We start from the raw sequence: 834 nt of genomic DNA, 5'->3' as shown, positions 1-834 counted from the left end.
GTGGAATGACCGTTTCGGATCACATCACTCGTTTCAGAACAGCGGGGACAAACTACATCAATCTTTGCCATCAATCATCCAAAGGGCGAAGAATACCACAACACTAAATATGCGTCACGACCGAAAATTTCCTATGGAAACCATGAGTTAAGTGAGTATGGGGTGAGTTTATTTGAAGACGCACTAAGCTACGCTGTGGAAGCATCCGGTCAGTCGAGGAATAAAGAGCACTGGATAAGGGTGGCTAATGACTGTTTTTTTAAGTTTAAAATGTTTGGAAAAAGATAATTCCATTAGTTATGGGGAAAGTATTTTATTTAATTGCTTAGAAAACGGATATTCCGTCAAAACTTGATTATCCATAATCAACTGATATAGTCACCTCATCGGCTTGAACATCCGATAACCTATCAAATGCTGCTGTGTCATCACAACCGAAAGGGGAATGATGGTGCAGTTACAACTCATAAAACAGTCTAATGGAATACTGATCCCCGCTACGCCGGAGACCAGCGATTACATACAGACAAAAATCAAGCTCGGCGCGGTACTGGAAGCGGACTTTACTCAATCTGTAAGCACACCCATTTTAGTGTAAGCTGTATTAGTCTCGATCTAATCTGACACAGCACCTTGAAAAGGTGAGAGTTACCGGTTTTGATATGGGTGTCGAATCCTTATTCAAAACACAAAAGGTAATGTAAGCTGTAACGGACCATGTTATTTGAAAATAAAATGTCCGTTTCCCACAGCCTTAATGTAAGCACACCCATTTTAGTACCACATACTTTTTGAGATTTCTGGGTTTTCAGCCATCAGCCGGTATTCTTCCGG

The 834-nt window shown here is 41.0% G+C and carries 1 protein-coding gene and 1 pseudogene; one reads left to right on the top strand and one right to left on the bottom strand.

Annotated features, from left to right (window positions below; all coding sequences use genetic code 11):
• Window positions 1-71: IS1 family transposase (locus tag LPW36_RS18050; protein ID WP_338085959.1), on the bottom strand; the 71-nt coding region annotated here is incomplete at its 3' end.
• Window positions 72-445: 374 nt separating this feature from the next.
• On the opposite strand from LPW36_RS18050, the pseudogene LPW36_RS17655 reads away from it, so the two are divergent.
• A pseudogene (locus LPW36_RS17655) lies at window positions 446-571 on the top strand (DUF1367 family protein); the annotation flags it as partial.
• Window positions 572-834 lie beyond the last annotated feature (263 nt).

Origin of the sequence: Limnobaculum eriocheiris (assembly GCF_021010575.1) — a bacterium.
GTDB classification, from domain to species: Bacteria; Pseudomonadota; Gammaproteobacteria; order Enterobacterales; family Enterobacteriaceae; genus Limnobaculum; species Limnobaculum eriocheiris.
Note: the sequence above shows the minus strand (reverse complement) of the source record. Positions and strands in the feature narration are given on the sequence as shown.